Source organism: Streptomyces smaragdinus (genome assembly GCF_009604385.1).
In the GTDB taxonomy this organism is placed as follows: domain Bacteria; phylum Actinomycetota; class Actinomycetes; order Streptomycetales; family Streptomycetaceae; genus Streptomyces; species Streptomyces smaragdinus.
Genome location: NZ_WEGJ01000014.1, coordinates 123,126 through 149,853, shown reverse-complemented (window position 1 = coordinate 149,853; position 26,728 = coordinate 123,126). Strand labels below are relative to the sequence as shown.

At 72.6% G+C, this 26,728-nt stretch carries 26 protein-coding genes, 1 tRNA gene and 3 pseudogenes; 13 read left to right on the top strand and 17 right to left on the bottom strand.

Going from position 1 to position 26,728, the window contains the following annotated elements; translation table 11 throughout:
• Both SRB5_RS19375 and SRB5_RS19370 read left to right on the top strand, forming a co-directional pair.
• On the top strand, positions 1-659 hold a 659-nt coding region (locus SRB5_RS19375; protein ID WP_194292961.1), incomplete at its 5' end, for an aminotransferase class IV.
• Between the two features lie 13 nt (positions 660-672).
• On the top strand, positions 673-1,593 hold the full coding sequence (locus SRB5_RS19370; protein WP_153453672.1) for an SUMF1/EgtB/PvdO family nonheme iron enzyme: 921 nt from the start codon (positions 673-675) through the stop codon (positions 1,591-1,593).
• 44 nt (positions 1,594-1,637) lie between these two features.
• Here SRB5_RS19370 and SRB5_RS36590 read toward each other — a convergent pair.
• Positions 1,638-1,766 (bottom strand): annotated as a pseudogene (locus SRB5_RS36590) (hypothetical protein); the annotation flags it as partial.
• A gap of 453 nt (positions 1,767-2,219) precedes the next feature.
• On the opposite strand from SRB5_RS36590, the gene SRB5_RS19365 reads away from it, so the two are divergent.
• Together SRB5_RS19365 and SRB5_RS36585 are read left to right on the top strand one after the other, a co-directional pair.
• The gene (locus SRB5_RS19365) at positions 2,220-2,402 is read left to right on the top strand and encodes a hypothetical protein (RefSeq protein ID WP_153453670.1); all 183 of its coding nucleotides are present in this window, start codon (positions 2,220-2,222) and stop codon (positions 2,400-2,402) included.
• 33 nt (positions 2,403-2,435) lie between these two features.
• Positions 2,436-3,437: pseudogene (locus tag SRB5_RS36585) on the top strand (recombinase family protein); the annotation flags it as partial.
• A 66-nt stretch (positions 3,438-3,503) separates the two neighbouring features.
• Here SRB5_RS36585 and SRB5_RS36580 read toward each other — a convergent pair.
• From SRB5_RS36580 to SRB5_RS19350, 3 genes are all read right to left on the bottom strand, one after another.
• The gene (locus SRB5_RS36580) at positions 3,504-4,319 is read right to left on the bottom strand and encodes a hypothetical protein (RefSeq protein ID WP_228390194.1); all 816 of its coding nucleotides are present in this window, start codon (positions 4,317-4,319) and stop codon (positions 3,504-3,506) included.
• 56 nt (positions 4,320-4,375) lie between these two features.
• Positions 4,376-4,447: transfer RNA gene (locus SRB5_RS19355), tRNA-Arg, on the bottom strand.
• 80 nt (positions 4,448-4,527) lie between these two features.
• A complete protein-coding gene (locus tag SRB5_RS19350; RefSeq protein WP_153453668.1) occupies positions 4,528-5,253 on the bottom strand; it encodes a TSUP family transporter in 726 nt (241 codons plus the stop codon).
• A 299-nt stretch (positions 5,254-5,552) separates the two neighbouring features.
• Between SRB5_RS19350 and SRB5_RS19345 the strand changes: the two are divergent.
• Both SRB5_RS19345 and SRB5_RS37155 read left to right on the top strand, forming a co-directional pair.
• A pseudogene (locus SRB5_RS19345) lies at positions 5,553-5,723 on the top strand (translocation protein TolB); the annotation flags it as partial.
• Positions 5,724-5,752: 29 nt separating this feature from the next.
• Positions 5,753-7,270 (top strand): sensor histidine kinase, encoded by a 1,518-nt coding sequence (locus SRB5_RS37155; protein ID WP_323378152.1) that lies wholly within the window; start codon positions 5,753-5,755, stop codon positions 7,268-7,270.
• On the opposite strand, the gene def is transcribed toward SRB5_RS37155, so the two are convergent.
• Entirely contained in the window at positions 7,245-7,886 is a 642-nt protein-coding gene (gene def, locus SRB5_RS19335; RefSeq protein WP_153453666.1) for a peptide deformylase, read from the bottom strand. The genes SRB5_RS37155 and def overlap by 26 nt on opposite strands.
• A gap of 62 nt (positions 7,887-7,948) precedes the next feature.
• Here def and SRB5_RS19330 point away from each other — a divergent pair, with 62 nt between their 5' ends.
• Both SRB5_RS19330 and SRB5_RS19325 read left to right on the top strand, forming a co-directional pair.
• The gene (locus tag SRB5_RS19330; RefSeq protein WP_323378151.1) at positions 7,949-8,443 is read left to right on the top strand and encodes a winged helix-turn-helix domain-containing protein; all 495 of its coding nucleotides are present in this window, start codon (positions 7,949-7,951) and stop codon (positions 8,441-8,443) included.
• Positions 8,440-9,120 carry a response regulator gene (locus tag SRB5_RS19325; RefSeq protein ID WP_153453662.1) on the top strand — a complete coding sequence of 227 codons (681 nt, stop codon included), beginning with the start codon at positions 8,440-8,442 and terminating at the stop codon, positions 9,118-9,120. The genes SRB5_RS19330 and SRB5_RS19325 overlap by 4 nt, the downstream gene beginning before the upstream one ends.
• Here SRB5_RS19325 and SRB5_RS19320 read toward each other — a convergent pair.
• Together SRB5_RS19320 and SRB5_RS19315 are read right to left on the bottom strand one after the other, a co-directional pair.
• Complete coding sequence (locus SRB5_RS19320; RefSeq protein WP_153453661.1) at positions 9,092-9,499, bottom strand: hypothetical protein; 408 nt, start codon at positions 9,497-9,499, stop codon at positions 9,092-9,094. The two genes, SRB5_RS19325 and SRB5_RS19320, sit on opposite strands and share 29 nt — an antisense overlap.
• 161 nt (positions 9,500-9,660) lie before the next feature.
• Complete coding sequence (locus tag SRB5_RS19315) at positions 9,661-10,242, bottom strand: TetR/AcrR family transcriptional regulator (protein WP_323378150.1); 582 nt, start codon at positions 10,240-10,242, stop codon at positions 9,661-9,663.
• A 56-nt stretch (positions 10,243-10,298) separates the two neighbouring features.
• Here SRB5_RS19315 and SRB5_RS19310 point away from each other — a divergent pair, with 56 nt between their 5' ends.
• On the top strand, positions 10,299-11,168 hold the full coding sequence (locus SRB5_RS19310) for an alpha/beta fold hydrolase (protein ID WP_153453659.1): 870 nt from the start codon (positions 10,299-10,301) through the stop codon (positions 11,166-11,168).
• Here the strand turns inward: SRB5_RS19310 and SRB5_RS19305 are convergent.
• Complete coding sequence (locus tag SRB5_RS19305; RefSeq protein ID WP_153453657.1) at positions 11,155-12,369, bottom strand: DUF4032 domain-containing protein; 1,215 nt, start codon at positions 12,367-12,369, stop codon at positions 11,155-11,157. The two genes, SRB5_RS19310 and SRB5_RS19305, sit on opposite strands and share 14 nt — an antisense overlap.
• 142 nt (positions 12,370-12,511) lie before the next feature.
• On the opposite strand from SRB5_RS19305, the gene SRB5_RS19300 reads away from it, so the two are divergent.
• A complete protein-coding gene (locus SRB5_RS19300) occupies positions 12,512-13,354 on the top strand; it encodes a PhzF family phenazine biosynthesis protein (protein WP_153453655.1) in 843 nt (280 codons plus the stop codon).
• Here the strand turns inward: SRB5_RS19300 and SRB5_RS19295 are convergent.
• The 8 genes from SRB5_RS19295 to SRB5_RS19260 all read right to left on the bottom strand — a co-directional run bounded on the left by SRB5_RS19295 (position 13,329) and on the right by SRB5_RS19260 (position 21,583).
• A complete protein-coding gene (locus SRB5_RS19295) occupies positions 13,329-13,928 on the bottom strand; it encodes a hypothetical protein (RefSeq protein ID WP_153453653.1) in 600 nt (199 codons plus the stop codon). The two genes, SRB5_RS19300 and SRB5_RS19295, sit on opposite strands and share 26 nt — an antisense overlap.
• A 274-nt stretch (positions 13,929-14,202) precedes the next feature.
• Positions 14,203-15,513, bottom strand: a complete 1,311-nt coding sequence (locus SRB5_RS19290) for a DUF58 domain-containing protein (RefSeq protein WP_153453650.1) — start codon at positions 15,511-15,513, stop codon at positions 14,203-14,205.
• Positions 15,510-16,523, bottom strand: a complete 1,014-nt coding sequence (locus SRB5_RS19285; RefSeq protein ID WP_323378149.1) for an AAA family ATPase — start codon at positions 16,521-16,523, stop codon at positions 15,510-15,512. The genes SRB5_RS19290 and SRB5_RS19285 overlap by 4 nt, the downstream gene beginning before the upstream one ends.
• On the bottom strand, positions 16,520-17,014 hold the full coding sequence (locus SRB5_RS19280) for a hypothetical protein (protein ID WP_153453648.1): 495 nt from the start codon (positions 17,012-17,014) through the stop codon (positions 16,520-16,522). Before SRB5_RS19280 ends, SRB5_RS19285 begins: the two co-directional genes overlap by 4 nt.
• On the bottom strand, positions 17,011-17,859 hold the full coding sequence (locus SRB5_RS19275; RefSeq protein WP_153453646.1) for a DUF4129 domain-containing protein: 849 nt from the start codon (positions 17,857-17,859) through the stop codon (positions 17,011-17,013). The genes SRB5_RS19280 and SRB5_RS19275 overlap by 4 nt, the downstream gene beginning before the upstream one ends.
• Positions 17,860-17,912: 53 nt before the next feature.
• On the bottom strand, positions 17,913-18,281 hold the full coding sequence (locus tag SRB5_RS19270; RefSeq protein WP_323378148.1) for a hypothetical protein: 369 nt from the start codon (positions 18,279-18,281) through the stop codon (positions 17,913-17,915).
• Between the two features lie 75 nt (positions 18,282-18,356).
• Complete coding sequence (locus SRB5_RS19265; RefSeq protein ID WP_153453644.1) at positions 18,357-20,456, bottom strand: ATP-binding protein; 2,100 nt, start codon at positions 20,454-20,456, stop codon at positions 18,357-18,359.
• A 338-nt stretch (positions 20,457-20,794) separates the two neighbouring features.
• Positions 20,795-21,583 carry a type 1 glutamine amidotransferase gene (locus SRB5_RS19260; RefSeq protein WP_153453642.1) on the bottom strand — a complete coding sequence of 263 codons (789 nt, stop codon included), beginning with the start codon at positions 21,581-21,583 and terminating at the stop codon, positions 20,795-20,797.
• Between the two features lie 87 nt (positions 21,584-21,670).
• On the opposite strand from SRB5_RS19260, the gene SRB5_RS19255 reads away from it, so the two are divergent.
• Both SRB5_RS19255 and SRB5_RS19250 read left to right on the top strand, forming a co-directional pair.
• Positions 21,671-23,032 carry an FtsW/RodA/SpoVE family cell cycle protein gene (locus SRB5_RS19255; RefSeq protein ID WP_153453640.1) on the top strand — a complete coding sequence of 454 codons (1,362 nt, stop codon included), beginning with the start codon at positions 21,671-21,673 and terminating at the stop codon, positions 23,030-23,032.
• Positions 23,029-24,486 carry a peptidoglycan D,D-transpeptidase FtsI family protein gene (locus SRB5_RS19250; protein ID WP_323378147.1) on the top strand — a complete coding sequence of 486 codons (1,458 nt, stop codon included), beginning with the start codon at positions 23,029-23,031 and terminating at the stop codon, positions 24,484-24,486. Before SRB5_RS19255 ends, SRB5_RS19250 begins: the two co-directional genes overlap by 4 nt.
• Here the strand turns inward: SRB5_RS19250 and SRB5_RS19245 are convergent.
• The gene (locus SRB5_RS19245) at positions 24,483-25,616 is read right to left on the bottom strand and encodes a ferritin-like domain-containing protein (RefSeq protein ID WP_153453638.1); all 1,134 of its coding nucleotides are present in this window, start codon (positions 25,614-25,616) and stop codon (positions 24,483-24,485) included. The two genes, SRB5_RS19250 and SRB5_RS19245, sit on opposite strands and share 4 nt — an antisense overlap.
• Before the next feature lie 167 nt (positions 25,617-25,783).
• On the opposite strand from SRB5_RS19245, the gene SRB5_RS19240 reads away from it, so the two are divergent.
• On the top strand, positions 25,784-26,713 hold the full coding sequence (locus SRB5_RS19240; protein ID WP_153453636.1) for an AurF N-oxygenase family protein: 930 nt from the start codon (positions 25,784-25,786) through the stop codon (positions 26,711-26,713).
• Positions 26,714-26,728: the final 15 nt, after the last annotated feature.

Sequence of the window (26,728 nt, the reverse complement as noted above, 5' to 3'; positions counted from 1 at the left end):
CCGCGTCCTTCTCCTGCTGCTGCATCAACTCGGCTCCCGTGCGTACGATGTCCGAACTGTTGTGGGAGCCACGTGCCTTGCCCATGATGATCCTTCCCGGCACCAGTCACTCTGATGCCAACCGGTCATACCGGGCATACACAAACCACGCGACAGGCCCGGACGAGGCCACCGATCCGCACGTTCTGGTGACGGTTCGTCCGGCCGCGAACCTGCCGATGCCACCCCTGCGCGTGAAGACTGTCCGCTACGAGCGGGACGTTCCCGCCGTGAAGCATCTGGGTCTCTTCGGCGCCCTGCATGCCCGCCGGGCTGCGAGAATCGACGGCTACGAGGATGCGCTCTTCGTCGGGGCGGACGACTTGGTTTCCGAGGGCGGCACCTGGAACGTGGCGTTTGTCGGCGAGGACGGCATCGTGTGGCCCAAAGCGGATGTCCTGCCAGGCGTCACTATGGCGCTGCTGCAACAGATCGGAGAACATCACACCGCCCCCGTCACACTTGCGGATGCGCAGCACATGCATGCCGCGTTCGCAACCAACACCACCATCGGCGTGCGGGCGCTGTCCGCTATTGACGACATCCCGATGGCCACCGACCACCCGCTGCTCGCGCAACTCCGCGACGCCTACCTCGCCCTCCCGGGCGAGCGTCTGTAAGGGGCGGCCGACAATGGCGGGCGTCGTCACACGATGGACCGGGGTAGAGGTCTTGGCCTTACGCAAGGCGCTGCGCAAGAGCGGCCGGGACTTCGCCGCAGCAGTAGGCATCAGCACTCGCATGCTGGTCGAGTGGGAGGCGCGCGGCTCGACCATCACCCCACGGGCAGCGAACCAGGAGGCACTCGACACGATCCTGGCAACAGCCGACCGCGCAGCGCAGGAACGGTTCGCAACACTGATCACCGAACGTGCCGCAGCTGCGCAGGACGCGCGGGCAGAGGAACTACTCCGCCGCGACATCCCGTACGTCAAGAGCCCCATCGACGGGAAGCTCATGGCGCTCGTGGAGGAAGGCGTCTACCAAGCCGGACCGGACAACCGGCCGACCTGGGTGGACACCTTCCTGATCGACGTGTACCCGACCACGAACGCGGACTATGCCCGCTTCGTACTGGCAACCGGTCATCCAGCACCACAGCACTGGCCAGACAGGAGATGCCCGGACAGCATCTTCGATCATCCGGTGGTGTGGGTGACATGGCACGACGCGGCCGCGTACGCCGCGTGGGCCAGGAAATCACTGCCGACGAGTGAACAGTGGGAAAAGGCGGCCCGTGGATCGAAGGGCCGCGTCTATCCGTGGGGCGACGCACCTACAGCCGCGAAGTGCAACGTGCTGGACTCCGCGATGGGGCGCACCACGTCCGTCACCCGCTACCAGTCCGGGGTGAGCCCGTACGGCGTGTTCGACCTGTGCGGCAATGTCTGGGAGTGGTGTGCAACCGAGAGCAACCCCGGCCGACATATGCTGAAGGGCTCGGCGTTCACCAGCCCGTTCACACGTGCCGCTCCGGCACTCTTCAACGACGCGTCAGCGGCCATGTACGACAACGACACCGGGTTCCGCTGCGCTGGTACAGCAGAGAAGTAGAGCAAGCCACCTGTGAGCAGCAGCTCACCGAGCGATCACCCCGCTCAGATGTTGTCGGCTCCGCCGAAGCGGTCCCGATAAGCGTCCGGCTCCTCTGCGGTGATCTTCGCGAGGAGGACTGGTGGCACGGTAAACGCCGTCCCGGCCGGGACCGCGTCCAAGGCGTGGGCCTGCCCTGGGGGTCACTCCACGCCACACAGACCCCGCGCCTTCCGCCAGCCATAGGCGCGTCCAAGATCGCATTGCACATCCGTTGCACAACGTCGCGGGAACTTCCGGGAAACCCCAGGTCATCGAGGGCACTCCTCCCAACCGCAAAACGGCCCCAACCCGGGGAAAACCCCAGGTCAGAGCCGTTTTGGCGGACGAGTCGGCCTGTACGCCGGGTTCTGTCTCCCGAGTGAGCCGAAACCGAGCTCGGGGAGACAGGCAATGGGGTTCGTTCCGGCAGGCTCTTTGCGCCTCTTTCTCCCTTCCCTGATGTCAGCAGTCAGACGTGCGCCTTGGAGGTTTCTGAAGTGAGTGCGAGAGGCGGCAGCGACTTGAAGGGGCTTGACGCGGACGTTGAAGGCGAGCGTCGATGGTCGTCGACCACGCCAGTGACCGGGGAAGACACGGAGACGCGGATGGATCCAGTGCAGTTGGCCGCTCCGGTCGCGCGTGTTGTTGTTGAGTACGTCGCGGTCGGCGGCGTCGATGCCAGGGCCCTGGAGGAGCGCCAGGCCGCTGCAATCCGCGAGGTGCTGCTTGAGTGGCATGAACGTCGCGGGAGCGCTGCCGGTGCGGATTTCTGCCAACAGGATGCGTAGGCATCGGGTTGCCGAGATTGGAGTGCATCGCCAATGACATCACCCGAACCACCCGGCAGTGTGTGGGGCCAGGCAGCCCCCGATCGTCCCTGGTCTCCCCCCACAACGTCCACGGTCGCGGCGGCGCCGGTCACCCTCCCGGTGGCGTGGCTCGGGCGGACATCGACCGAGGACGCGCAGGACCCGACGCTGTCCCTGCCTCGACAGCTGCGTAATGCCCGTGCCGCGCTACCGCCGGGATGGGTGATCGTCGCGCACTTCTACGACGTGGAGTCCGGCCGCAAGGACCTCGACTCCCGCGGTAGATCGCGCGCGCACGAGCGGTTCTCGATCCCCATTCCGCGCGACGGCAGCGTTGCCGACCTGTTGGAGGAGGCGCAGCGCCCTGACCGCCGGTTCGCCGCCGTGATTTGCGAGTCGATCGAGCGGGTGGCCCGGCGTACGTACTTCGGAACGAAGATCGAGTACGAGCTGGAGCAGGCCGGCGTCGCGTTGTGCGCTGCGGATGAGCCGATCGTCACCGGGCGTGGTGCCAAGCGGGCGACACCCACGCTGACCCGGCGGGTTAAGCAGGCGGTGGCTGAGTGGTATGTGCTGCAGATGCTGGAGTTGTCCTGGGACGGGTTCGTCGAGCACACCCATCAGGGCTGGAACACGGGCAAGCCGCCGCACGGGTATCTCGCGGAGAAGGTGCCGCACCCTGTTCCCGCCCGACGGGCCGAGGGCCGGACCAAACACCGGCTTGTTCCCGACCACACGCGCGCCCCAGCCGTCACACGTATTTTCCAGCTGCGGGCCTTCGACAGGCTCGGCTACGACGGCATCGCCGACCGGCTCAACTTGGAACTGGCCGTCTACCCTCCTCCCGAACCGACGCGAGCGCACGCCGCTCTCGGCCGATGGACCGGATCCGCCGTCCGTGAGATTCTCCGGAATCCGAAGTACACCGGGTACCAGGTCTGGAACCGTCGTGCCACCAAGAAGGGCGGCCGGAACAACCCACCACAGGAGTGGATCTGGTCGCCCCAGCCCACGCACGAGCCCCTTGTCACCCGTGAGATCTTCGACCTGGTCGCGGCCCTGCCCAAGAAGCGTCAGGGTTCACGGTCCGGCGCCGGGCTGAACCGTCATCCTGCGGCCAAGCGCACCTACGTGCTCCGCTCCTACGTCTACTGCGACCTGTGCGGGCGGCGGATGTTCGGCAAGAATCGGCACAAGATCTCGTACTACGCCTGCCAGCCCGACGGCCGCCAGCACCGCGACGAGGCCTGGTTCCGTGCCCACCCGAAGAGCCTGTGGATCCGGGAAGAGGTCCTGCTGGATCATGTGACGCGCTTCTTCTCCGTGCGCGTCTTCGGCCCGGACCGGCGCGCGCACCTGGACGCCGCGCTGTCCGTTGCCGCCCGGAACCTTGGGCCAGACACTCACGCCGAGCAGTGCTCTGCAGTCGAGCGCGCCATCGCGGGGATTCAGGAGAAGCAGTCCCGGTTGATCCAGAGTCTCGCCATCGGCGGAGATCCTGCCGCGGACGATGCTGATCCCGACGCCGAGCGGGCCTTCCGTGACGCGATTCGCCAGGAACACGCCGCCCTCGGCAAGCAGGCTCAAGCCCTCGGTCAACGGCTCGCCGGACTGCAGCCCGCCCCGGCGGCTCGGGTCGAGACGCCCGGCAACGCGGTGCTGCTGGACGCGCTGCCGCAGATCGGCACCGACTTGTCCACGCTGACCGAGGAAACGCAGCGCCGGCTGTACGAGGCCTTCGGGCTCGAGGTTCGCTACAACCGCTCCCGTGAAGAGCTCACCCTGAGGGTGACCATCATGCAGTCGCTGCTTGACGAGCTGGTGTCCATCACCCGCGAGGTGGACACAGGGAACAAAAAATCGGGCACCCGCACCGAAGTGCTGGTACCCGATCATGACACCCGGGACGGACAATCACGGCATAACCGTCACGTCCGTTCCCATATTCCGGGTGCCCCCGGCAGGATTCGAACCTGCGCACACGGCTCCGGAGGCCGTTGCTCTATCCCCTGAGCTACGGGGGCGTGTCGTCCCTGTTGGGGTGACGGGTAGAACTTTACCAGCTTCCCGGGGGTGATCGTGAACGGGTATTCCGGTGTGGGTCTTACCAGGTCAGGGCGCCCTTCGTCAGGATTGTGGCGCCGCCCAGCAGGGCCAGGGTCAGGACCAGGGTGCGGGCTCGGGGTTCTGGGATGCGGGGGGCCAGGATCGTGCCCAGGGCCGTGCCCAGCGCCAGGGTTGTCGTGGCCGTCAGCCAGGACGTCGGGGTCAGGTGCGGGAGGCCCTTCGTCGTGATCGAGAGGCCGTTCACCAGGACCCCGTACAGCTGGGCGTTCGGGACGAACTCCGTCACCGTCCAGCCCGCGTTCAGCGCGTACAGGGTCAGGGCCGGGCCGCCTACGCCGGCGGAGGAGTTCATGAAGCCGCTCGCCGCTCCCGCCGCTATCGCGCCGCCCCTGCCCTTCAGCGACGGGAACGTCACGCCCCGCAGCACCGCCGTCACCGCCAGCGTGATCAGTACGCCTATCCCCACCAGCAGCTCCGGCTCCGGGAGGCGGGCCGCCACCCACGCGCCCAGGGGGACCGTGCACGCCGCCGCCGCGAGGAGCGGGAGCATCGAGCGGAGGCGGATCGCGCCCCACGCGCCGGACTGGGTGAGGCCGATCACGCTGATCGACGCCGACGCCAGGTTCGCCAGGGCCACGCCGTCCGACGCGCCGAGGAGCAGGACCAGCGCGGGTACGGCGACCAGGGCGAAGCCGATGCCCGCCAGGCGTTGGACGGAGGCTCCGAGCAGGACGGTCACGCCTAGGGTTATGTCGCCGAGCATCGCCTCAGCCTAGGTGCGGGCCCGGGCGGCAGCGGGGGACGTGTGGTGTGAAGCCCGTCTCCATCCGGGCGTCAGGTCGGCGGATCCAACGCCGCCCTCGGCGGCACCCTCTGGCGCGGTGTCGCCGGTGCCGCCCCCACGCAGCCCGGCGCCGGGCCGTACAGGGCGCTGCAGGTCGCCGACGCCAACGGAATCCGGTTGCCGTCCGGGTTCGCCGGCCGCCGTCGCGGGCTCGGGGGCGCCCGGGCCCGTCAGCTGGGCCGCCGTCCCCGATCCGAGCGGGGCGACCGCGACCCGTAGACGACGTCGTCACGCCCTTCCTGCGCATCGGTGGGCAGTCGTCCTCCGAGATCACCGGGCCCGCCTACTCGCCCGACGGGCGGCGGCTGTACTTCTCCAGCCAGCGCGGTACGTCCGGGAGTTCGTCGGGCGGTATCACGTACGAGGTCACGGGGCCCTTCCGGGCGTAACCTCGGGCGGAGACGCTCCGGAGGTCTCCGTGCTTGTACGTGTGTTCGCCGACGGTGTGTTCGGGGTGGTCACCCTCGGGGCCACGGCGGTCGCCGTCGGGATGCTGGGGTCCGTCGTGGCGCCGCCGCACGCCGTGCAGCTCGGGGTGCTCGCCGTCGCGCTGCTGTTGCTGCGGCGGCCGTGGCCGGGGGCCGCGCTGGTCGGGCTCGCCACCGTCGCCGGCGCGATGCCTCACGCGGCGCTGCTGGCGGCGGTGGGGGCGTACGAGGTGGGGCGGCGGCTGCGGGGGCTCGCGCGGCCGGCGGTGCTGCTGGGGGCGTGCGCCCTGACGGTGGTGGCGGCGTGGCAGTGGCTGTGGCTGGCGGAGGCCGGGGGGTGGCGGGCGCCGGGGACGGGGCTGATGGTCGCGCTGATCGCGGTCGCCGGGCCGGGGCTGGTGGGGACGACCGTGGGGCAGCAGGAGCAGGTCGTCCAGGCGCTGCGGGAGCAGAACGCCGCCGCCGAGGGCGAGGCTCGGCTCGCGGAACGGTCCCGGATCGCCGCCGAGATGCACGACCTGCTCGGGCACCGGCTGAGCCTGATCTCCCTGTACGCGGGCGGGCTGGAGCTGGGGGTGGCCAAGGCCAGTCCGGAGCTGAAGGAGGAGGCCGGGCAGCTGCGGCGTACCGCCGGGACGGCCATGGACGAGCTGCGGGACGTGCTCGGCGTGCTCGGTCCGGTACGGGACGGGGCCACGGACGCCACCGGGACGCGGGCCGATCTGCAGGCGCTGGTCGACGACTCCGCCGCGGCGTCCCAGCGGGTGACGCTCGCCTGGTCGGGGCCGGATCTGGCGGGCGTGCCGGTACGGGTGCGGCGGGCGCTGCACCGGGTGGTGCGGGAGGCGCTGACCAACGCCCACCGGTACGCCCCCGGGGCCGCGGTCACCGTGGCGGTCGAGGCGGGGGCCGCCTCGGTGGCGGTGCGGATAGTCAACGCCGGGGGCTCCGGGGAGCCGTTGGACGGGGGGACGGGGCGGGGGCTCGTACAGCTGCGGGAGCGGGTGGAGGTGCTGGGGGGCTCGTTGGAGTGCGGGCCGGCGGACGGGGGGTTCGCGGTCGCCGCGCGGATACCGCTGGGCGGGGTGCGCGGGGCGGTCGTGGGGGCCGGGGGCGGGCCCGTACGGGATGTGCTGACGCTGCTGCCGAGGCTGGCGGCGGGCGCCGTGGGGCTGGCGTCGGTGGGGGCGTTGCTGCTGGTGGGGCTGGTGGGAGCGGCGACGTATGTGCCGGCGGGGCCGGGTGAGCGGCCCGTCGTACCGGAGGACGGGCGGCCTCGGCTGGGGATGGGGCGGGCGGAGGTGGAGGCCGTGGTGGGGCCGGACGAGCCGTCGTACCGGGCCGCGGCCATGGGGCGGGAGCCGGCGCGGCCTCGCGGGGCGGAGTGCCTCTACCCGTATCCGGGGCGGGACGCGGCGGTGGGCAGGCTGCCGGTGGTGCGGTACTGCTTCGGCGGGGGGCGGCTGGTGGAGATCGCGCGCTTCAGCGTGCCGACCTCAGTGCGCTGACGGCCTCCTCGCGGCGGGCGAACACATCGCCTTGGCGCTCGGCCATCTCGCGCAGGGCGGAGGCTCGTTCGCGGCGGGTCAGGCGGTCGATGTAGAGGCGGCCGTAGAGATGGTCGGTCTCGTGCTGGAGGCAGCGGGCGAAGTAGCCGCGGCCCTCGATGACCAGCGGGTTCCCGTCCTTGTCCTGGCCGCGCACGACGGCGTGGTCGGGGCGGGCGACCTGGCGGTACGGGCCGGGGACGGACAGACAGCCCTCGCGCTCCTCGACCAGTCGGCGGTCCTCGGCGGGGAGGTCGTCCAGGACGGGGTTGGCGATGTGGCCGACGTGGCGGACGCCCCAGTCGTCGGTCATGTCCCAGACGAAGAGCTGGAGGTCGACGTCGACCTGGTTGGCGGCGATGGCCGCGCCCGAGGCGATGTGGTTGGCGGCGAACATGTCGTCGATGAGCCGCGAGAGTTCCGCCGTGCCGAACTCCGTGACCGGCTTCAGCCTGCGGCGCAGGATGTCCTCGCCGACGACAGTGATCCTGCGGGGCGTGCCGCGCACGGTCTCGGGCGCAAGCTCGGGGTACTCGGATACGGGCAGGCCCTGGACCTGTACGCGGGATTCGGTCATGGGACGGCCGCCCTTCGACGTATGGCTTGCAAAGTCCTTTGCAAAGTACCATCGTTGGGCGGGTGACCGAAGAGAATCGGAAGACCCTGCCCGACCATCCGATACGGGTCGCGCTGCTCGACCTGCTGGCGGAGGTGGGGACGCTCACGTCCACGCAGGCCGCCGCGCGGCTGGGCCACAGCTCGGGCCTGTGCTCGTTCCATCTGCGGCAGCTCGCCGCGCACGGGCTGATCGAGGAGGCCCCCCGCCGGGGCGGCGGCCGGTCACGGCCGTGGCGGCTGCGGTGGGGCGTACCGGAGCCGGAGGGGCTCGCGGAGCCGGACGAGAGCTACCGGCGGTGGCTGTCGCGCCGGGATTCGGTGCCCGAGGAGCGTCGGTACGAGGACGGGGCGGACGCCGTGCTGCATCTGACGCCGCGGGAGCTGGCGGAGCTGACGGACGAACTGCGGGGGGTGCTGGACCGGTACCGGCATCTGGGGCCGCGTCCGGACGCACGGCGGGTGGGTGCCGTAACGCGCGTGTTCCCACTGGTCGGGTCGCCTAATCTGGCGCCATGACCATACGGGTGCTGCTGGCCGACGACGAGGCGCTGGTCCGGGCCGGGGTGCGGCTCATCCTCCGGCACGCGGAGGATCTCGAGGTGGTCGCCGAGGCCGGTGACGGGGCGGCGGCCGTACGGCTGGCGCGGGCGGAGCGGCCGGACGTGGCGCTGGTCGACGTGCGGATGCCGGGGACGGACGGGATCGCGGCCGCCGGGGAACTCGCGGCGCTCACGCCCGCGGTGGCGGTCGTGATGCTGACGACGTTCGGCGAGGAGGACTACGTGGACCGGGCGCTGCGGGCGGGCGCCTCGGGGTTTCTGCTCAAGGACTGCGCGCCGGAGGAGCTGATCCAGGGGGTACGGGCGGCGGCGGCCGGGGACTCGGTGCTGTCGCCGAAGGTCACGCGGCATGTGCTGGACCGGCTGCGGGACACGGCGCCCGCCGGTGATCCGCGGGGGGCGCGGGCGCGGCGGCTGATCGGGGAACTGACGGCGCGGGAGGGGGAGGTGCTGGCCATGGTGGGTACGGGGCTGTCCAACGCGGAGATCGCCGGGCGGCTCGGGGTCGAGCCGGGGACCGTGAAGGCGCATGTGGGGCGGATCCTGGCGAAGCTGGGGGCGGCGAACCGGGTGCAGGCGGCGATCGTCGCCCACGAGGCGGGGCTCAGCGCGCCGGCAGACTCCGCCGAATGACCTCGCGGGCGCCGTACACCAGCGCCGCGTAGAGCGGTACGGCGGTGAGGGCCGCCTGGAGCCAGAGGCCGGGGACGTCGCCGGCGCGGCCGAGGGTGAGGGCGCCGCCGATGACGCCGGTGGGGGCGATGCCCTGGGCGGCGTAGTAGCCGAAGACCATGACGCACATGGCGAGGACGGGGCGCAGGACGGCGTCCGGGAATCGGGGGGCGGTGGCGGCGATGACGCCGACTATGAGCATCCAGGGCCAGAGGGGGACGCTGGCGAGGTAGCTCCAGTAGCCGCCTTTGGCGTCGCCGCCGAGGGCGAAGAGGAGGGACAGGTAGCCGGTGACGGCTCCGACTGCGGCGTTGGCGGGGAGGGACCGGATGATCCGCATGGGCGGCTCCTCGGGTGCTGGCCGGTTGACGCTCTGTACGTCCAGTCTTCGAGGGGGAGTCCGCCCTTTCGTCCGCCGCCGGCACGATCCCGGCCGGGGACCTTCGGCATAGCCCGGGGCCGGCCCGTAGCGCTGATCGGCAGAGGCGGGCGCCCTTACGGCTACGACGCTGACGCCGCCCGGACGATCGCCGCCGCGGCGGGGGCCGTCGCCAGGACGGGGGCCGTGCTGCGGGACGCGCGGCCGAGCATGAACGCGCCTTCCAGCAGCGCCAGTACGGATGTCGCCGTCGCGTTGGCGGCGGGGGCAGGGAGGCCTGCGGACGTGTAGTAGGCGGTGAGGGCGTCCGTCCAGGAGGTGAAGACCTCCGCCGTGGCGTGGCGGAGTCGCTCGCTGGTGCCGGACGTCTCCAGGGCGATCGTGGCGACGGGGCAGGGGTCGGCGTAGTCGAGGTCGTGCAGGGTCCGGGCCGCGCCCCGGAACGCTTCCTCCGTTGCCGTGGCCGGGTCGGTCGGGTCGGTGAACAGGGCGGCTATCAGGTCGAGATACGCGGCGCCCGAGGTGCGGACGACCTCCTCCCCCATCTGGACCTTGCCGCCCGGGAAGAAGTGGTAGATGGAGCCGAACGGCGTCTGGGCCGTGGCGACGATCTGCTTCATGCCCGTGGCGGTGTAGCCCTGCCGGCGGAACAGCTCCGTCGCCGCCGTGATGATGCGCTGTCTGGTGTCGCCTCTGGTCTTCACGGTCGCTATTGTGCACGGTAACCGAGTAGAGCGATCTATCTAGTTGGGGGTCTCGGATGCCGGAACTGGAGCTGAGCGCGGGCGTGATCGACTACGTCGACACCGGCGGGCCCGGGGAGCCCGTCGTGCTGGTGCACGGGCTGGGGTTCGACGAGTCCGTGTGGGACGCGGTGACCGAGGCCCTGCGCGACGAGTACCGGGTGCTGGTGCCCGTCCTGCCGCTGGGCAGTCACCGGCGCCCGATGCGGGCGGGCGCCGATCTGTCGCCGCGCGGGGTCGCCCGGCTGCTGGGCGAGTTCCTGGAGCTGCTGGATCTGCGCGGGGTCACCCTGGTGCAGAACGACGCGGGCACGGCGCAGCTGCTGGCCGCGGACGGCGACGAGCGGATCGGGCGGCTGGTCCTCACCTCCTGCGAGGCGCTGACGAACTACCCGCCGGGCGTCCAGGGCAAGTCCCTGTACTGGGCGAGCAAGGTGCCCGGTGGTCTCTTCCTCCTCCTTCAGGCGTTCCGGGTGCCGGCGCTGTGGCGGATGCCGACGGCGCTGGGCGGGATGGCGAAGCGTCCGATCCCGGCGGAGCTGGTCCGCCGCTGGTACGGGCCGCTGCTGAGCAGTGCCGCCGTCCGGCGCGACTTCTACGCCTTCTGCCGGGCCACCGAGCGCGGCCTGTACGTCGAGGCCGGTGAACGCCTCCGTTCGTTCGACCGCCCCGCGCTCGTCGTGTGGGGCGCCGAGGACCGGATGATGCCGGCCGCGACGGGCCGCCGGCTCGCGGAGCTGCTGCCCCGGGGCCGGTACGTGGAGATCCCGGACGCCCGGACGCTGATCCCGCTGGACAATCCGGCGGCACTGGCCGCCGAACTCCGGCGCTTCATCGCGGAGCACCCGGACGGCGACGCGGCGCCGCCGCCGCTCACGCCGTCGTGAGCACCGTCCGTACGTAGTCCTCCGCCGTCGCCGGCATGCCGACGTCCTCGCCCGCCTTCTCCGACAGCTGCCAGCGGTGCTCCAGCAGCTCGTGGTAGAGCTGTGCCGGCTCCGCGTCGCCGCGCAGCCGGAGGGGTATCGCGCGGACCGCGGGGCGGAACACGTCGCGGACCCAGCGGTGGGCCAGGACCTCGGGGCGGGCGCCCAGCTTGTCGCCGGGGGCGTAGTCCTCCTGGGTGGCCATCCAGGTCTCCAGGTCGTTGAGGAGGCTGCGGGCCTGGTTCTCCTCGGCGTCCAGGCCGGTCAGGCGCAGCAGCTGGCGCTGGTGGTGACCGGCGTCGACGACCTTCGGCACAAAGGTGACCGTGTCGCCGTCGCCGTGGTCCTCGGAGCGCTGGATCTGCATCTCGGCGACGTCGAAGCCCATGTCGTTGAGCCGCCGGATGCGGCGTTCTATGTAGTGCCGCTTCTCCTTCGGGTAGACCGAGGGGCGGGTCAGCTCGTACCAGAGCTGCGAGTAGCGGTCGACGATCTCCTGGCCGCTCTGGATCGCATCTATCGACGGGTGCAGCGAGCCGCCGGCCTCCAGGTCCATCAGCTCGCCCGCTATGTTCAGCCGGGCGACCTCCAGGTCGTAGTCCCGCTGGCCGTCCGTGAGCCGGGGCTGGATCTGGCCCGTCTCGGCGTCCACCAGATAGGCGGCGAAGGCGCCGGCGTCGCGCCGGAACAGGGTGTTGGACAGCGAGCAGTCCCCCCAGGCGAACCCCGCCAGATGCAGCCGCACCAGCAGCACCGCCAGGGCGTCCAGCAGCCTCTTGATCGTGCTGGGCCGCATCGTCGTCTCGAACATCGCCCGGTACGGCATCGATCCGTTCAGCAGCCGCGTGACCAGCACCGGCGTGAGCTCCTCGCCCGCCGGGTCGCTGCGTCCGGTGACGATCGCCACCGGGTCGACGGCCGGCACCCCGAGCCGGTCGAGGTCCCGCAGCAGTTCGTACTCCCGCAGGGCCGAGAACTCGCCGACCTCCTTGACGGCGAACACCTCGCCGCCGGCGCGCACGAACCGGACGACGTGCCGCGAGATGCCTCGAGGCAGGGCGACCAGATGCTCATCCGGCCAGTCCTCCAGCGGGGTCTGCCAGGGCAGGTCGAGCAGGTCCGCCGGGTGGTCCGGCGATGTGGCAGTGATCTGCAGTTCCATGCCGCAAGTCTCGCCCCATCGAGGCCGTTCGCGCCTCCCCCTGTGGACAACATGGCGCCTGTGGACAACTTCGACCCTCTATGGGCTGGTTGCGCCCGCCGGCTCTGGCGCGCCCGCCCGGTCGGCTGGCAAGCTCCTGATCATGACGAACGTGCTGCGTTACACCGCCTTCTCCACCGATCCCGCCGGGGGCAATCCTGCCGGCGTGGTGCTCGACGCCTCGGGGCTCTCCGACGAGGCGATGCTCGCCGTCGCCGCCGAGGTCGGCTACTCCGAGACCGCTTTTCTCACCCCGGCCCCGGACGGTGCCGCGCGCTCGTACCGGGTCCGGTACTTCAGCCCGGTCGCCGAGGTGGACTTCTGCGGCCATGCCACGGTCGCCACCGGGGTCGTGCTGGGCGAGCGCTTCGGGCCCGGCGAGTATGTGCTGCACGCCAACCCGGGCGAGGTGCCGGTCTCGGTGACCGAGCGGGACGGCACGCTGCGGGCGACGCTCACCAGCGTCGAGCCGCATCTGCGGGACATAGCGCCCGAGGACACGGCCGAGGCGCTGGCGGCGCTCGGGTGGTCGGCGGACGAGCTGGATCCGGCGTTCCCGCCGCGCGTCGCGCACGCGGGGGTGAATCATCTGGTGCTCGCCGCGCGGACGCGGGAGCGGCTGGCGGACCTGGACTACGACTTCGGTCGGCTGCGGGCGCTGATGGAGCGGCTGGGGCTGACCACGGTGCAGTTGGTGTGGCGGGAGTCGGCGGAGATATTCCATGTCCGGGACCCGTTCCCGGTGGGCGGTGTCGTGGAGGATCCGGCGACGGGTGCCGCGGCGGCGGCGCTCGGCGCGTATCTGCGGGAGCTGGGGCTGGTGCCGGAGGCGGTGCGGCTGGTGCTGCGGCAGGGGGACGACATGGGGCGGCCGAGTCTGCTCGAGGTGGAGCTGCGTGCCGGTGATCCGCGGGTGCGGGTCAGTGGCGCGGCGACCGCCCTGTAGGACGCCGGCGGGGCCGGGACCCCGGGGGCCGCACGCCGACCGCCACGGCGAAGGCTCCCGCCGCCGCGGCGAAGCCCATGGCCAGCAGCACCGCGCGGGTCTCCTCCGACACCCTCACCGGTACGACGGACAGCGCCGCGGCCGCCAGGAGCACGGCCACGGCACCCAGCACGGCCTGCCAGTGCACGGCTCGCCAGGTGCCGGCGGCGTACCCCTGCAGGGCGGCGAGGTAGGCCACGATGCCCAGCCCCACCGCGACCACCAGCGGATACGGCACCCGCTCGCCCGCCGCCGGCAGCGCCGCCGCCAGCCCGAGCACCGCCGCGATCATCACGCCCGTGCCGCCGCGCCCCCGGTGCAGCAGGGCACCGGCCAGCGAAGGGAGACCGACCAGCCCCACGACAATGGGCCCCAGCACGCCGAGCATGTCCCCCCACCCGGTGGCCCCACTCGCCGTGCCCGCCGCGAACATCCCGAGGGCGACCAGACATACCCCGGCGAACAGCACGCCCACGCCGGTCGACCCCGGCCGCCCGACGGCCCCGTCACCCCACAGCCGCTTCACCGCCGCCACCGCCCCACCGTCGCCCCCGGCCGCACGGCAGCCGGATCACCCCACGGCGGCCTCACCGCCACCACCGTCCGACGACCGGCCACCGTGTCACCGCACCCCGTCACCGCCCCACCACCGGCCGCAGAGCCATCGCGCCCAGTCACCGCCACCACCGCCCCACGACCGGCCACCGCCCCACCGCGCCCAGTCACCGCCGCCACCGCCCCACGACCGACCACCGTGCACCGCAACCAGTCACCGCCGCCACCGTTCCGCCACCGACCACCGCACCCAGTCACCGCCGCCACCGCCCCACCACCGGCCGCCGGGCCGCCGCGCCCAGTGCCGACCTCAGCGGTTCCGTCCCGTCCCACCGGATCACCGGCACACCCCACCGTCCGATCTCGTACAGGTCCGCCGCCCGGTCCAGTCGCCACAGCCGCAGCGTGAGCGCGCGCACCCCCGCGCTCCGGCCGGCCTCGCGCCAGGCCGACGGGCCGCGGCCCGCCGGACGCGGACCGCTCCCGCCCGGCTCGGCGGTGAGGACGTCCACGACCACCAGCGGATGCCCCCGGCGCCGCAGATCGAGGGCGGTGAGCCGGGCCCGTTCGTCGAGCAGCGGCGTGAAGTAGACGACGAGCGCGCCCGACGGCAGCACCGTCCGCGGGAGCCGGTCGACCACCGACTCGTCGGCCGCCCCCTCCACCCGCAGATCCAGCACCGCCTCCGCGATCCGCTGCAGCTGATGCCCGCCCACCCCCGGCGCGACGCCCCTGACCCGGCCGCCCGCCGCGACCAGCCCGACGCGTTCGCCCCGCGCCAGATGCGCCGCCGCCAGACCGGACGCCCCCCGCACCGACAGGTCGAGCGAGTCCCGGCCGAAGGCGCCCGCCCGCTGCAGCGTGTCCAGGACGAGCACCACGTCGTACGACCGCTCCTCCTGCCGCACGGTCACATACGGCGCCCGCCGCCGCGCGCTCACCGCCCAGTTCACGCGCCGCGGCCGGTCCCCCGGCTGAAAGGGACGGATCGCCTCGAACTCCGTGCCCTCCCCCGGCACCGGCGCCGGATGCTCCCCGATCCGCCGCGGCAGCACGGCCGGCACCAGCGCGGCCTCCACCGGCTCCGGCTCCGGCAGCACGGCCAGCCGCAGCGGCCCCGTCCGCAGCTCCGTCACCCGCAGCCCCGCCGCCGCCGAAGCCCGCACCCGCACCGGCCCCACGACGGTCCGCCCCCACCGCAGCGCCCGGACCTCCCACCGCAGCACGGCCGACGCCACCGGCTCCCCCGGCAGCTCCGGCGGCCGCACCAGCCCGACGTCCCGCGGCAGCTCGAGGACGCATCGCGTCAGCCGCACGGGCGCGGCGAAGCGCACCTCGACGGTGACCTCGAAGTCCTCCCCCTCCACGGTCCGCAGCGCGGCGGCCCCCAGCGTCGCCTCCCCCGCGGGCCCCGCCGCCGCCCCCGAGCCGAACGCCAGCCACCACAGCAACGGCGCGGCCACCACGGCCAGATCCGCCCGCCGCAGCAGCGCGGCCAGCACCAGCGCGGTCACGGCCGGCAGCAGACACCACCGGACGAGCGGCCCCGCCCGCCACCCGCTCATCCGGCCGACGGCCCGGAGGAAGCCGAGGCGGACCGCGGCACCGTGGCCGGCACCGGCACCTCCCCCAGCACCTCCCCCACCACGTCGTCCCCGCTCAGCCGCCGCACCCACTGCTCCGGCCGCAGCACCACCCGGTGCCCCAGCACCGCCACGGCCACCGCCTTCACGTCCTCCGGCCGCACGAAGTCCCGCCCCGCCAGCAGCGCGTGCCCCCGTGCGAACTGCAGCAGCGCCAGCGTCGCCCGCGGACTCGCGCCCACCTCGGTGGCGGAGTGCGCCCGCGTGGCCTCCGCGACGGACACCAGATACTCCAGGATGTCGTCCGCGACCGACACACCCTCCACGGCCCGCCGCATCCGCAGCACCTGTGGCGCATCCACCACGGCCTCGACGCGCGGCGGTTCTGGGGTGCCGCTGAGCAGCCGGCGGCGCAGCAGGTCGATCTCGTCGCGCCGGTCGGGGTAGCCGAGGCGTACCCGGGCCATGAAGCGGTCGAGCTGCGCCTCGGGCAGCGGATACGTGCCCTCGAACTCGATCGGGTTGTCCGTCGCCAGCACGACGAACGGCTCCGGCAGCCGCCGCGTCTCGCCGTCCGCGCTGACCTGGTGCTCGCTCATCGCCTCCAGCAGCGCGGCCTGCGTCTTGGGCGGCGTGCGGTTGATCTCGTCGGCGAGCAGCAGCTGCGTGAAGACCGGCCCGGGGCGGAAGGACAGCTCGCCGGAGCGCGGGTCGTAGATCTGCGCGCCGGTGAGGTCGGCGGGCAGCAGGTCGGGGGTGAACTGCACCCGGGTGAACGTCAGTCCGAGCGCGGTGGCGAAGGACCGGGCGAGAAGGGTCTTGCCCAGGCCCGGGAGGTCCTCGAGCAGGATGTGTCCGGAGCCGAGGATGCCGATGAGGACCAGCCGCAGCGCGTCGCGCTTTCCGACGACGGCCCGCTCGACCTCGTCGAGCACGGCGTCGGCGAGCGCCGCGCAGCGTACGGAGTCGAGGTCGTCGGCGGTGGTGGTCACAGCTCCTCCAGGCGTTGTACGAGTCGGGTGACCTCGCCGAGCCCCGCGGCCCGGGCGGCGCGGTCGGTGGCGTCCGGGCGGGCGGGGTCGACCAGGGTGAACAGCCGCTCCCCCAGCACCTCGCGGGCGGCGGCCGGATCCCGGGCGAGGTCGATGCCGCGCCGCTCCATCAGCCGGGCGGCGGCGATCCGGGTGAGGGCGGGCCGGGTGCTGCTGTCGAACTGGCGGGCGGAGACCTGCCCCCAGGAGACCCGGTTGTAGAGCTTGCGGTAGCGGGTGTACGGGTCGGACTCGCCCTCGGCGAGCTGTCGCTCCCCGGGGTACGGCACGGGCGGGACCCGCAGCCGGGCGAGCCGGAGGAGCAGCAGCACGCAGGCGGTGACGGTCACCGCGAGCAGCCCGGCGACCCCGGCGGCCAGCCAGCCGCCGGCAGCCGCGGCGACCGTGAAGCACAGCCCGGCGAACGCGAAACCCGCCTGTCGCCGGTTCATTCGGGCCCACCGGACGGAGCACCCCACGCCGCCCGCTGCCGCACCAGCGCCCGCCGGGCCCGCTCGCGCTCCTCCCCGGTGACCGGGTGCTCGCTGTAGCGGGCGGCGGCGTACAGCCGGCCCAGCTCCTCCGCGTCGGCCGTCGGCAGCCCCTTGCGGCGGGCGCGGCGCAGCAGTTCCTCCGGGGTCTCGAAGGGGCGCCGCGTGATCCGGGCGGACCGCGACAGTGTGCGCTCCAGCAGGGCGTACGTAGCGATCACGGCGCCGCGATGATCGTCGGTGGGAACACCGTTACGGGGGACGGGCGCCCCCGGGAGCACCGCGGAGTCCCCGCCGGGATCGCCGTCGTCCTCCTCGGCCGGCAGGACGTCCTCGGCGGCGGGCCGCAGGGTGTCACGCGCCTCGAGGAGGCCGGGCGTACGCCCCACGCGGTTCAGCAGGTAGACCGTCACCGCCGCGAGGATCACGACGATGATCCCGACACCGAGATAGAACAGCACGTCCGCACCGCCCCCGGCGGACTCGGCCGGGGGCTTCGGCGTCGCCGTGGCCCTGGGAATGCCGACCTTCTCCGGCGTGCCCTCGCTGCCCGACTCGACGAGTACGACGATGCCCACGCACACCGCGGCGATCATCACGACATTGGTCAGCGGCACCAGACCGCTCCGCGTGACGATCATCGTCAGCAGCCCGAGCCCCAGCGGCAGGGCGATCCACCACCCCGGCCCCCCGGGCAGCGTCCGCGCGCCCGCGGCCGGATCGAACCCCTCACCGGCCCGCAGACCGAGCACCGCCACGGCGACGAGCAGCAGCACAGCGCCGCCGCGCGGAGTCGTCAGCCGCACTCCGCTCACCCCCCGTTGGAACCGTTCGCACACCAGTGTGCGCCCAGATCATCTCAGGGCAGTACACCGGCGGGAAGTTCAGTAACCCGGCAACCGGGATCATCCCCGGTTTCCGGGTCCTTGCCGGGCTCCTCGCGCGGCCGGCGGGCGGCGGCCCGCAGCGCCATCCGGGCGGCGACCACACCCTCGGTGAGGGTCTCCCAGTACGGATGGATCGAGATCTGGATCGACAGCTCCCGGAACCGCTTGCGCAGCACGGCCTCCTGCCTGGCCAGCTCGGGGGTCCAGCCCCGGCCGTCCCGGTACGTGACGCCGTCGGCGTCCGTCCAGGGGCACAGCGGCAGCTCGTCCAGCTGCCGCTCCACGGCGAACCACTCGCGTTTCGCCTGCAGCAAATCCTCCGGGAAGTCGTAGTCGTTCACGTGCGCCATCATACTGGTGTTCGATTTCTGGGCGCCAGCGAAACACACCCATCGAACGTGTGTCCAAGGAAGCGCTCAGAGCGCCGGCTGCGAGCGCCGCCCGTCCTGCCGGGGCACCTCCGGCAGCCGCGGCTCGCCCAGGGCCACCCCCACCGCGTCGTCCAGACAGAGCGCGGCGCCCTCGCGGGCCGCGTCCGTGTAGCCCCGGTCGCCCAGCAGCTCGCGGGCCAGCCGGACACCGCGCTCGTGCGGATGGTTGAAGTACGCGGAGCCGAAGAGCGGCACGCCGACCCGGCGCCAGATCCCCGACGCCGCGCCCTGCAGCGCGGCCGCGCGCCGGCCCTCGCCCTCCAGCGCGGCGATCAGCGCCAGCAGCTCCAGCGGCAGCACGAGCCCCACCAGATCCCGGAATTCATGATTGACCCGCAGGCATTCCCGCGCCAGTGCCGTCGCCTCCGGCAACCGGCCGGCGGACAGCTCGGCGAACGAAAGGACGTACAGCGCATAGGCCTTTGTCCAGCGTTCACCATAAACCTCGCAGATATATCTGGCTTCCTCGCAGAGATTGACCGCGGCGGCCAGCCGTCCCTGGAATGCCACGGACATCGCGAGCTCGACGCGGGCCATGACGACATTGCTGTTGAGCTCCGCCAGCTCCGCGTACCGGTGCAGCGCGTCCTCGAACAGGGGCTCGGCCGCGGCGTGCTCGTCGTTGATCAGCCGGGCGCAGCCCAGCCGGTGCACCGCGTAGGCGAGCGCCCGGTCGTCGCCGGTGCGCAGCGCCTGGGCCCGGCATTCCTCGAGCAGCCGGACGGCGGACTCGGTGTCGCCCTGGAGGACGGCCACATAGCCGCACACCCACAGCGCCTTGGCCCGGTCGGGGGTACGGATCGGGTCGAGCGCCAGCGTACGGTCGAGCCAGTACCGGCCCTCGCCGAGCAGTCCGCAGCCCGCCCAGTAGAACCACAGCGCGCCGGCCAGCCGCAGCCCCACCTGTTCGTGTCCGGGGGTGGTGAGGCAGAAGTCGAGGGCGGCGCGGAGCTGTTCGTGTTCCCCGGCGGTGTGCCGGAAGACGTCCGCCTGGCCGGGGCCCCACCACTGGCTCTCGCCGGTCTCCGCCAGCTCCAGGCACCAGTCGCGGTGCCGGACGCGCTGGTCGGTCTCCTCGCCGAGGGCGCGCAGCCAGTCGCCGCCGTAGGCACGGATGGTGTCGAGCATCCGGTAGCGGTCGCGGCCGGCGAGGCGGGCCAGGACGGACTTCTCGACGAGGCCGCCGATCAGCTGGTCGATGTCCTCCAGCTCCTCGCCGCCGCAGACCGCCTCCGCGGCCTCCAGCGAGAAGTCCCCGGCGAACACCGACAGCCGGGCCCACAGCAGCCGTTCGGCGGGGGTGCACAGCTCGTGACTCCAGCCGACGGCGGTGCGCAGCGCCCGGTGCCGGGGGTCGCGGGCGGCGCCGTCCGTACGGTCGTCGGTGAGCTCCCGGAACCGGTCGTCGAGGCGTTCGAGCACCTCGGCGGGGGTCTGGGTGCGCAGCCGGCCGGCGGCCAGCTCCACGGCGAGGGGGAGGCCCTCGAGGCGGCGGCAGATCTCCTCGGCGGCGGGGCGGTGGTCCGGATCGAGGGTGAAGCCCGCGGCGGCGGCGCGCTCGGTGAAGAGCGTGACGGCGTCGGTGTCGGCGGACAGCGGTTCGACGACGAGCAGTCGTTCGCCGGGGACGCCGAGGGGCTGGCGGCTGGTGGTCAGGACGTGCAGGCCGGGGGCGGCGCGCAGCAGCCGGGCGGTGAGGTCGGCGACGACGTCGAGCAGGTGCTCGCACGTGTCGAGGACGAGTAACGCGCGCCTGTCGGAGAGGTGGGCGGCGAGCACATCGGCGAGCGGGCGGGTGGTGTGGTCGGTGACCCCCAGCGCGGCGGCGACGGCGTGCACCACCAGCGCGGGGTCGCGCAGTCCGGCGAGCGCGACCGTGCGCGCGCCGTCGCGGAAGCCCTCGGCGAGGGTCTCGGCCGCGCGGAGGGCGATCCGGGTCTTGCCGACGCCGCCGACGCCGGTCAGGGTGATCAGCCGCGTTTCCCCGAGCAGATTTGCGAGTCGGGCAAGTTCATTCTCCCGGCCGACAAATAGCGCGCTGTCCGTGGGGATTCTCCGCCGGAATCCGGCGTCGTCGCCGCACATTTCGGCCCCATTTCCGATCGGCCGGATCGTTTACGTGCAGCATCCTATCGGCGATGTCGCACGGGTATTGCCGCACGCGGCTTTTCCCACCGGGGGCACCATCGGGGCTTTACACTGCGCGCTTCATGCGGCTTTGCCTCGCCGTCCGAGGCCGGTCACCCCACCCGGCTGGGGGTCCGGGGGTCATCCCCCGGGAGAACCCAGCACTGCGCGCTTCATGCGGCTTTGCCTCGCCGTCCGAGGCCGGTCACCCCACCCGGCTGGGGGTCCGGGGGTCACCCCCGGGAGAACGCAGCACTGCGCGCTTCATGCGGCTTTGCCTCGCCGTCCGAGGCCGGTCACCCCGCCCGGCTGGGGGTCCGGGGGTCACCCCCGGGAGAACGCAGCACTGCGCTCTTTACGGGGGTCCCGCCCCGTACGACCTCCGCGAACCGCCGCGTCAGCTCGCGCCAGGCGACCGCCGCCTCCGGCTCGTCCCGATCGGCGCGCTCGACTATCTCCTCCGGGTCGAACCCCGCCTCCCGGATGGGCTCCGGGAGCCACTCCCGTACCCGCTCGGCGTCGACCTCGGGGTGGAACTGCAGGCCCCAGGCGTTCTCCCCGCAGCGGAACGCCTGGTACGGGCAGTCGTCGCTCTCCGCCAGCCACACCGCGTCCGGCGGCAGTTCGGTGACCCGGTCCACATGGCGCTCTATCGCCGTCGGCCGCGGGGGCAGTCCCGCGAAGAGCCGGTCGCCGCGCGCCGGTTCGCGCAGGGTGAGCCGGGTGCTGCCCAGCTCGGGCGCCCCGCACTCGGCCTCGACGGTCCCCCCGGCGGCCTGCGCGAGCAGCTGTCCGCCGAGGCATATCCCGAGGTACGGGGTGCCCTCCGCGAGGGCTTGGTCGGCGAGGACACGCGTCTGCGCGAGCCACGGCATCTTCACGGTGTCGTCCGGCATCGCGCCCCCGCCGAGCACGATCAGCGCGTCGTACGCCCCGAGATCCGCGGGCAGCGACTCACCCTCGTAGGCGTGCACCACCTCGGTGCCGACCCCGTCCTCGGTGAGCCAGTCACGCAGGCGGCGGGGGCCGCCGGCGGCACCGTTCTGGACGACGAGGACGCGGGGCACGGACGTATTCGATCGCATTCGAGCACGCTAGGCGAATCCCCCGGATCCCATCAAGAGGCCCCGGATATACCGGGCACAGCGGACATCCCTTGTTACCGTCCCCGCATGACCACCACCGCCGAGGCGCCGCCGGCGCAGGAGCTGCCCGTCCGGCGGCGGACCGGGGCGTCGTTGCTGCTGCTGGCGCTGGCGGTGGCCGTGACCTGGGTCGGGTACGCCGCGAGCGGGGTGGCGCTGACCGGGCGGGTGCCCCCGGACGCGTGGAGTTTCGCCGCGTTCCAGGGGGCGCTGGGGCTGCTCGCGCTGGGCGCCGTGCACCGGCTGGCGCCGTACGCCGATCCGCTGCTGCTGCCCGTACCGGTGCTGCTGAACGGGCTGGGGCTGATCCTCATCCACCGGCTGGACGCGGCGGCACCCGGGCGGGACGCGGCGCCGGCGCAGCTGCTGTGGTCGATGCTGGGCATGGGGGTGTTCCTGGCGGTGCTGGTGCTGCTGCCCGATCACCGGTGGCTCGCCCGCCGGGCCACCTGGTGCGCGGCGGCGGCGCTGGCGCTGATGGCGGCGCCGATCTTCTTCCCGCCGGTCAACGGGGCGCGGATCTGGGTGCACTTCGGCGGCTTCTCCCTGCAGCCCGGGGAGTTCGCCAAGGTGCTGCTGGCGGTGTTCTTCGCCGCGTATCTGTCGGGCCACCGCCAGGCGCTCACGTATGTCGACGGGCGGCGGATCCGCGGTATCCATCTGCCGCCGCGCAGTGTGCTGGGGCCGATCCTCGCGGTGTGGCTGGTGAGCCTCACGGTGCTGCTGCTGGAGCGGGATCTGGGTGCCTCGCTGCTGTTCTTCGGGCTGTTCGTGGTGATGCTGTACGTGGCGACCTCCCGCCCGGGGTGGATTGCCGTGGGCGTGCTGCTGTCGCTGGCGGGGGCGTGTGTCGTGGGCACGCTGGAGCCGCACGTCGGGGTGCGGGTGGCGGACTGGCTGGCGCCGTTCGCCGGGATCGAGGACGGGCGGGGCGCGAGCCAGCTGGCGCAGTCGCTGTTCGCGTTCGGGCACGGGGGGCTGCTGGGGACGGGGCTCGGGCAGGGGGACTCGGTGCTCATCGGGTTCGCCGGCACCTCCGACTTCATTCTGGCCACCGCCGGCGAGGAGCTGGGGCTCTCGGGGCTGACGGCGCTGCTGCTGCTGTACGCCCTGCTGGTCAGCCGGGGTTTGCGGGCCGGGATCACGCTGCGCGGCGACGACTTCGGGACGCTGCTGGCGACGGGGCTGGCGGTGATCGTGGCGCTGCAGGCGTTCGTCATCTCGGCGGGGGTGACGGGGCTGATCCCGCTGACGGGGATGGCGATGCCGTTCCTGGCACAGGGCGGGTCGTCGGTGGTGACCAACTGGGCGATCGTGGCGCTGCTCGTCCGTCTGAGCAACGCCGCCGGACGGCCGGGAGCGCGGACGGAGGTGACCGAAGCGCCGTGATCCGCTGCATCCGGCACGTCGCCGCCTTCAGCCTGCTGCTGCTCCTGGCGCTGCTGGCCAACGCCGCCCGCGTCCAGGTCCTCCACTCCGCCGAGTACGACGCCAACCCCGCCAACCGCCGCGCCGCCATCGCCCGCTGGGGCCAGCCCCGCGGCGACATCTGGGCCGGCGGCGAACGGCTCACCGGCTCCGTCGACACCGGCGAGGGGCTGCGCTACGAGCGCACGTACCCCGACGGCGAGCTGTACGCCCCGGTGACCGGGTACGCCTCGCAGCTGTACGGCACGACCATGCTGGAGGACACCGAGGACGCCGCCCTCTCCGGCCGCGACACCCGCCTCGCCCCGCTGCCGCTGTGGGGGGAGCTGACGCGCAGCCTGCAGCCGGGGGGCCAGGTGCACACCACGATCGAGCCGGCCGCCCAGCGCGCGGGCTACGCGGGACTGCGCGGGCGCAAGGGGGCCGTCGTCGCGCTCGAGCCCAGCACCGGGCGCATCCTCGCCCTGGTCAGCAGCCCCTCGTACGACCCGGGCCTGCTGTCCGGCAACTCGGCGCGGGTGAAGACGGCCTGGCGGCGGCTGCTCGCCGACCCCCGGCAGCCGCTGCTGAACCGGGCGATCCGGCAGACGTACCCGCCGGGCTCCACGTTCAAGATCGTCACCGCGGCGGCGGCGCTGGACACCGGGGTCGTCACGGACATCGACGCCCCGACGCGCACCCCGAGCCCGTACAACCTGGTCGGCACCCGCCATCTGCTGCGCAACGAGTCCGCGGGCTGCGCGGACGCCCCGCTGCGGGAGGCGTTCGCGGTGTCCTGCAACACGGTGTTCGCCAAGCTGGGCGCCACGGTGGGGACGCCGGAGATGGCCCGTACCGCCGCCGCCTTCGGCTTCGACGACGAAGGTCCGCGGATCCCGTCGCCGGCGCTGGGGAGCGTCTTCGGCGACACGATGGACGCGGCGCAGGTCGCGCTGTCGTCGATCGGGCAGTTCGACACCCGGGCCACCCCGCTGCAGATGGCGTCGGTGGCGGCGACCGTCGCCAACGGGGGGATCCGGATGCGCCCGTACCTCGTCGACGAGATCACCGACGGCGACGGCGACGTCGTGGCGCGCGGCCGGCCGGAGCCGCTGGGCGGTCCCGTCGTACCGGGGTACGTGGCGCGGCTGCTGCAGCAGATGATGGTCGACACGGTCACCGGCGGCACCGCCACGCGGGCCGCGATCCCCGGCGCGCTGGTCGGCGGGAAGACCGGCACCGCGCAGCACGGCGTCGACAACTCCCGCAAGCCCTACGCCTGGTTCGTGTCCTGGGCGCAGGCCCCCGACGACAGCCTCCCCGCGGTCGCCGTCGCGGTGGTCGTCGAGGACGCCGAGGCCCGCCGCTCGGACATCAGCGGCGGCGGCTCGGCGGCCCCGATCGCCCGCGCCGTGATGGAGGCGGCCCTGAGCTAGGGAGTGTCCGTACGCCCCAGCTCGACCGCCTCCGCGACCTCCGCCGTACGGGCCTGCTCCTCCGCCGCGAACCGCTCCGCGTCCAGCCGCTCGGCCAGCTCCTCGTCCTCGCGCATCAGCTGGTCGAGGTTGGAGTCACCGAGCTCGAACACGCCCATGTCGACGTACGCCTGCTGCAGCCGCGGACCCCACAGCCCGATGTCCTTCACGCACGGCACGATCCGGCTGAACAGCAGCGCCCGGAAGAGCTGGAGGTACTCGTTGCGCTCGGTGAACTCCGCGGCCTGGGCCGGCGGGATCCCGAAGTTCGCCAGCACCTCCTCGCCGCGCAGCCGGTCGCGCATCAGATAGCAGCCCTCGACGACGAAGTCCTCGCGCTCGCGCAGCTCCTTGTCGCTGAGCTCCTTGTAGTAGTCGCGCAGCGCCATCCGCCCGAAGGCCACGTGCCGCGCCTCGTCCTGCATCACGTACGCCAGGATCTGCTTGGGCAGCGGCTTGGTCGTCGTATCCCGCAGCATCCCGAAGGCCGCCAGCGCCAGGCCCTCGATCAGCACCTGCATCCCGAGGTACGGCATGTCCCAGCGGGAGTCGCGCAGGGTGTCGCCCAGCAGTGACTGGAGGTTGTCGTTGATCGGGTAGAGCAGTCCGACCTTCTCCTTGAGGAAACGGCCGTAGATCTCCGCGTGCCGCGCCTCGTCCATGGTCTGCGTCGCCGAGTAGAACTTGGCGTCCAGGTCCGGCACGGACTCCACGATCCGCGCCGCGCAGACCATCGCGCCCTGCTCACCGTGGAGGAACTGGCTGAACTGCCAGGACGCGTAGTGGTGCCGCAGCTCCCCCTTGTCCTTGTCGGTCATCAGGTCCCAGTACCGGGTGCCGTACAGGGTCATCGCCTCGTCGGGGACGCCCAGCGGGTCGTACGGGTCGACCTCCAGCGACCAGTCGATCCGCTTCGCGCCGTCCCACTGCTTGTCCTTGCCCTTCTGGTAGAGGGCCAGCAGTCTCTCCCGGCCGTCGTCGTACTCCCAGCTCAGCCGGGCCGAACCGGAGGCCGGGACCTGCCACAGCAGGTCGTTGCTCTCGTCGGTGCCGTTGGTGTTGAGGTGCGTGTACAGGTCCCGCGTCGTCATCGACGCCTCCTTGTCGGCCGCTCGCCGTCCGCGCCGTGGTACACATCTCGCACGCAAATCCCGCAGTGCGGGCAATCCTTGGCAGATTCACATATGCGTTACCGGTGAGTCAACAAATCATGCACGGGGGGATTGACTCCCTTGCTGACAGTCAGTCTCATAGAGGTATGACGACTGCGGCGGCCGACCGGCGACTCACCGACGCGCTGGGCGCGCTCAAGGACCGTGAGGGCGTGGCCCGCCGGCTCCTGGACGCGTCCGCGAAGCACTCCTTCGATCCCGAGAAGGACCTGGACTGGGACGCGCCCTGGGAGGACGGCAAGTGGTTCTGGCCGCCCGAGCTGGTGTCGCTGTACGACACCCCGATGTGGCGGCGGATGTCCGAGGACCAGCGGCACCTGCTGGCCCGGCTGGAGGGGGCGGCGCTGGCGTCGCTGGGCATCTGGTTCGAGATCGTCCTGATGCAGCTGCTGGTGCGGCACATCTACGACAAGAAGCTGACCAGCGACCATGTCCGGTACGCGCTGACGGAGATAGCCGACGAGTGCCGGCACTCGATGATGTTCGCCCGGCTGGTCAAGAAGGCCGGGGTGGAGCCGTATCCGGTCTCCCGGCTGCACCACAACCTGGCGCGGCTGCTGAAGACCGTGTCCACCACGCCCGGCTCGTTCACCGCGACGCTGCTCGGCGAGGAGATCCTGGACTGGATGCAGCGGCTGACGTTCCCCGACGAGCGGGTGCAGACGCTGGTGCGCGGCGCGACGCGGATCCATGTGGTGGAGGAGGCGCGCCATGTCCGCTACGCCCGCGAGGAGCTGCGCCGCCAGATGGCCACCGCGCCGCGCTGGGAACGTCATCTGACGCGGGTCACCTCCGGTGAGGCGGCCCGGGTCTTCTCCGTCGCGTTCGTCAACCCGCGGGTCTACACCGACGCCGGGCTCGACCGGCGCGAGGCGCTGGCCCAGGTCCGGGCGAGCGGGCACCGGCGCGAGGTGATGCAGACGGGCGCGAAGCGGCTGACGGACTTCCTCGGCGAGATAGGCGTGCTGCGGGGTGTGGGGGGCAAGCTGTGGCGCAGCTCGGGCCTGTTGGCGTAGGGGTGGCCCGAAAGC

Coding starts and splice junctions, on each gene's coding strand:
- SRB5_RS19320 (WP_153453661.1), bottom strand. CDS start 9,499: ATGCGGATCATCCGGTCCCTCCCCGCCAACGCCGCAGTCGGAGCCGTC.
- SRB5_RS19300 (WP_153453655.1), top strand. CDS start 12,512: ATGACGAACGTGCTGCGTTACACCGCCTTCTCCACCGATCCCGCCGGG.
- SRB5_RS19260 (WP_153453642.1), bottom strand. CDS start 21,583: ATGCGATCGAATACGTCCGTGCCCCGCGTCCTCGTCGTCCAGAACGGT.
- SRB5_RS19370 (WP_153453672.1), top strand. CDS start 673: ATGGCGGGCGTCGTCACACGATGGACCGGGGTAGAGGTCTTGGCCTTA.
- SRB5_RS19280 (WP_153453648.1), bottom strand. CDS start 17,014: ATGAACCGGCGACAGGCGGGTTTCGCGTTCGCCGGGCTGTGCTTCACG.
- SRB5_RS19245 (WP_153453638.1), bottom strand. CDS start 25,616: ATGACGACGCGGGACCTGTACACGCACCTCAACACCAACGGCACCGAC.
- SRB5_RS19365 (WP_153453670.1), top strand. CDS start 2,220: ATGGATCCAGTGCAGTTGGCCGCTCCGGTCGCGCGTGTTGTTGTTGAG.
- def (WP_153453666.1), bottom strand. CDS start 7,886: ATGACCGAATCCCGCGTACAGGTCCAGGGCCTGCCCGTATCCGAGTAC.
- SRB5_RS19325 (WP_153453662.1), top strand. CDS start 8,440: ATGACCATACGGGTGCTGCTGGCCGACGACGAGGCGCTGGTCCGGGCC.
- SRB5_RS19350 (WP_153453668.1), bottom strand. CDS start 5,253: ATGCTCGGCGACATAACCCTAGGCGTGACCGTCCTGCTCGGAGCCTCC.
- SRB5_RS19265 (WP_153453644.1), bottom strand. CDS start 20,456: ATGTGCGGCGACGACGCCGGATTCCGGCGGAGAATCCCCACGGACAGC.
- SRB5_RS19305 (WP_153453657.1), bottom strand. CDS start 12,369: ATGGAACTGCAGATCACTGCCACATCGCCGGACCACCCGGCGGACCTG.
- SRB5_RS19255 (WP_153453640.1), top strand. CDS start 21,671: ATGACCACCACCGCCGAGGCGCCGCCGGCGCAGGAGCTGCCCGTCCGG.
- SRB5_RS19310 (WP_153453659.1), top strand. CDS start 10,299: ATGCCGGAACTGGAGCTGAGCGCGGGCGTGATCGACTACGTCGACACC.
- SRB5_RS19290 (WP_153453650.1), bottom strand. CDS start 15,513: ATGAGCGGGTGGCGGGCGGGGCCGCTCGTCCGGTGGTGTCTGCTGCCG.
- SRB5_RS36580 (WP_228390194.1), bottom strand. CDS start 4,319: ATGATCGGGTACCAGCACTTCGGTGCGGGTGCCCGATTTTTTGTTCCC.
- SRB5_RS19240 (WP_153453636.1), top strand. CDS start 25,784: ATGACGACTGCGGCGGCCGACCGGCGACTCACCGACGCGCTGGGCGCG.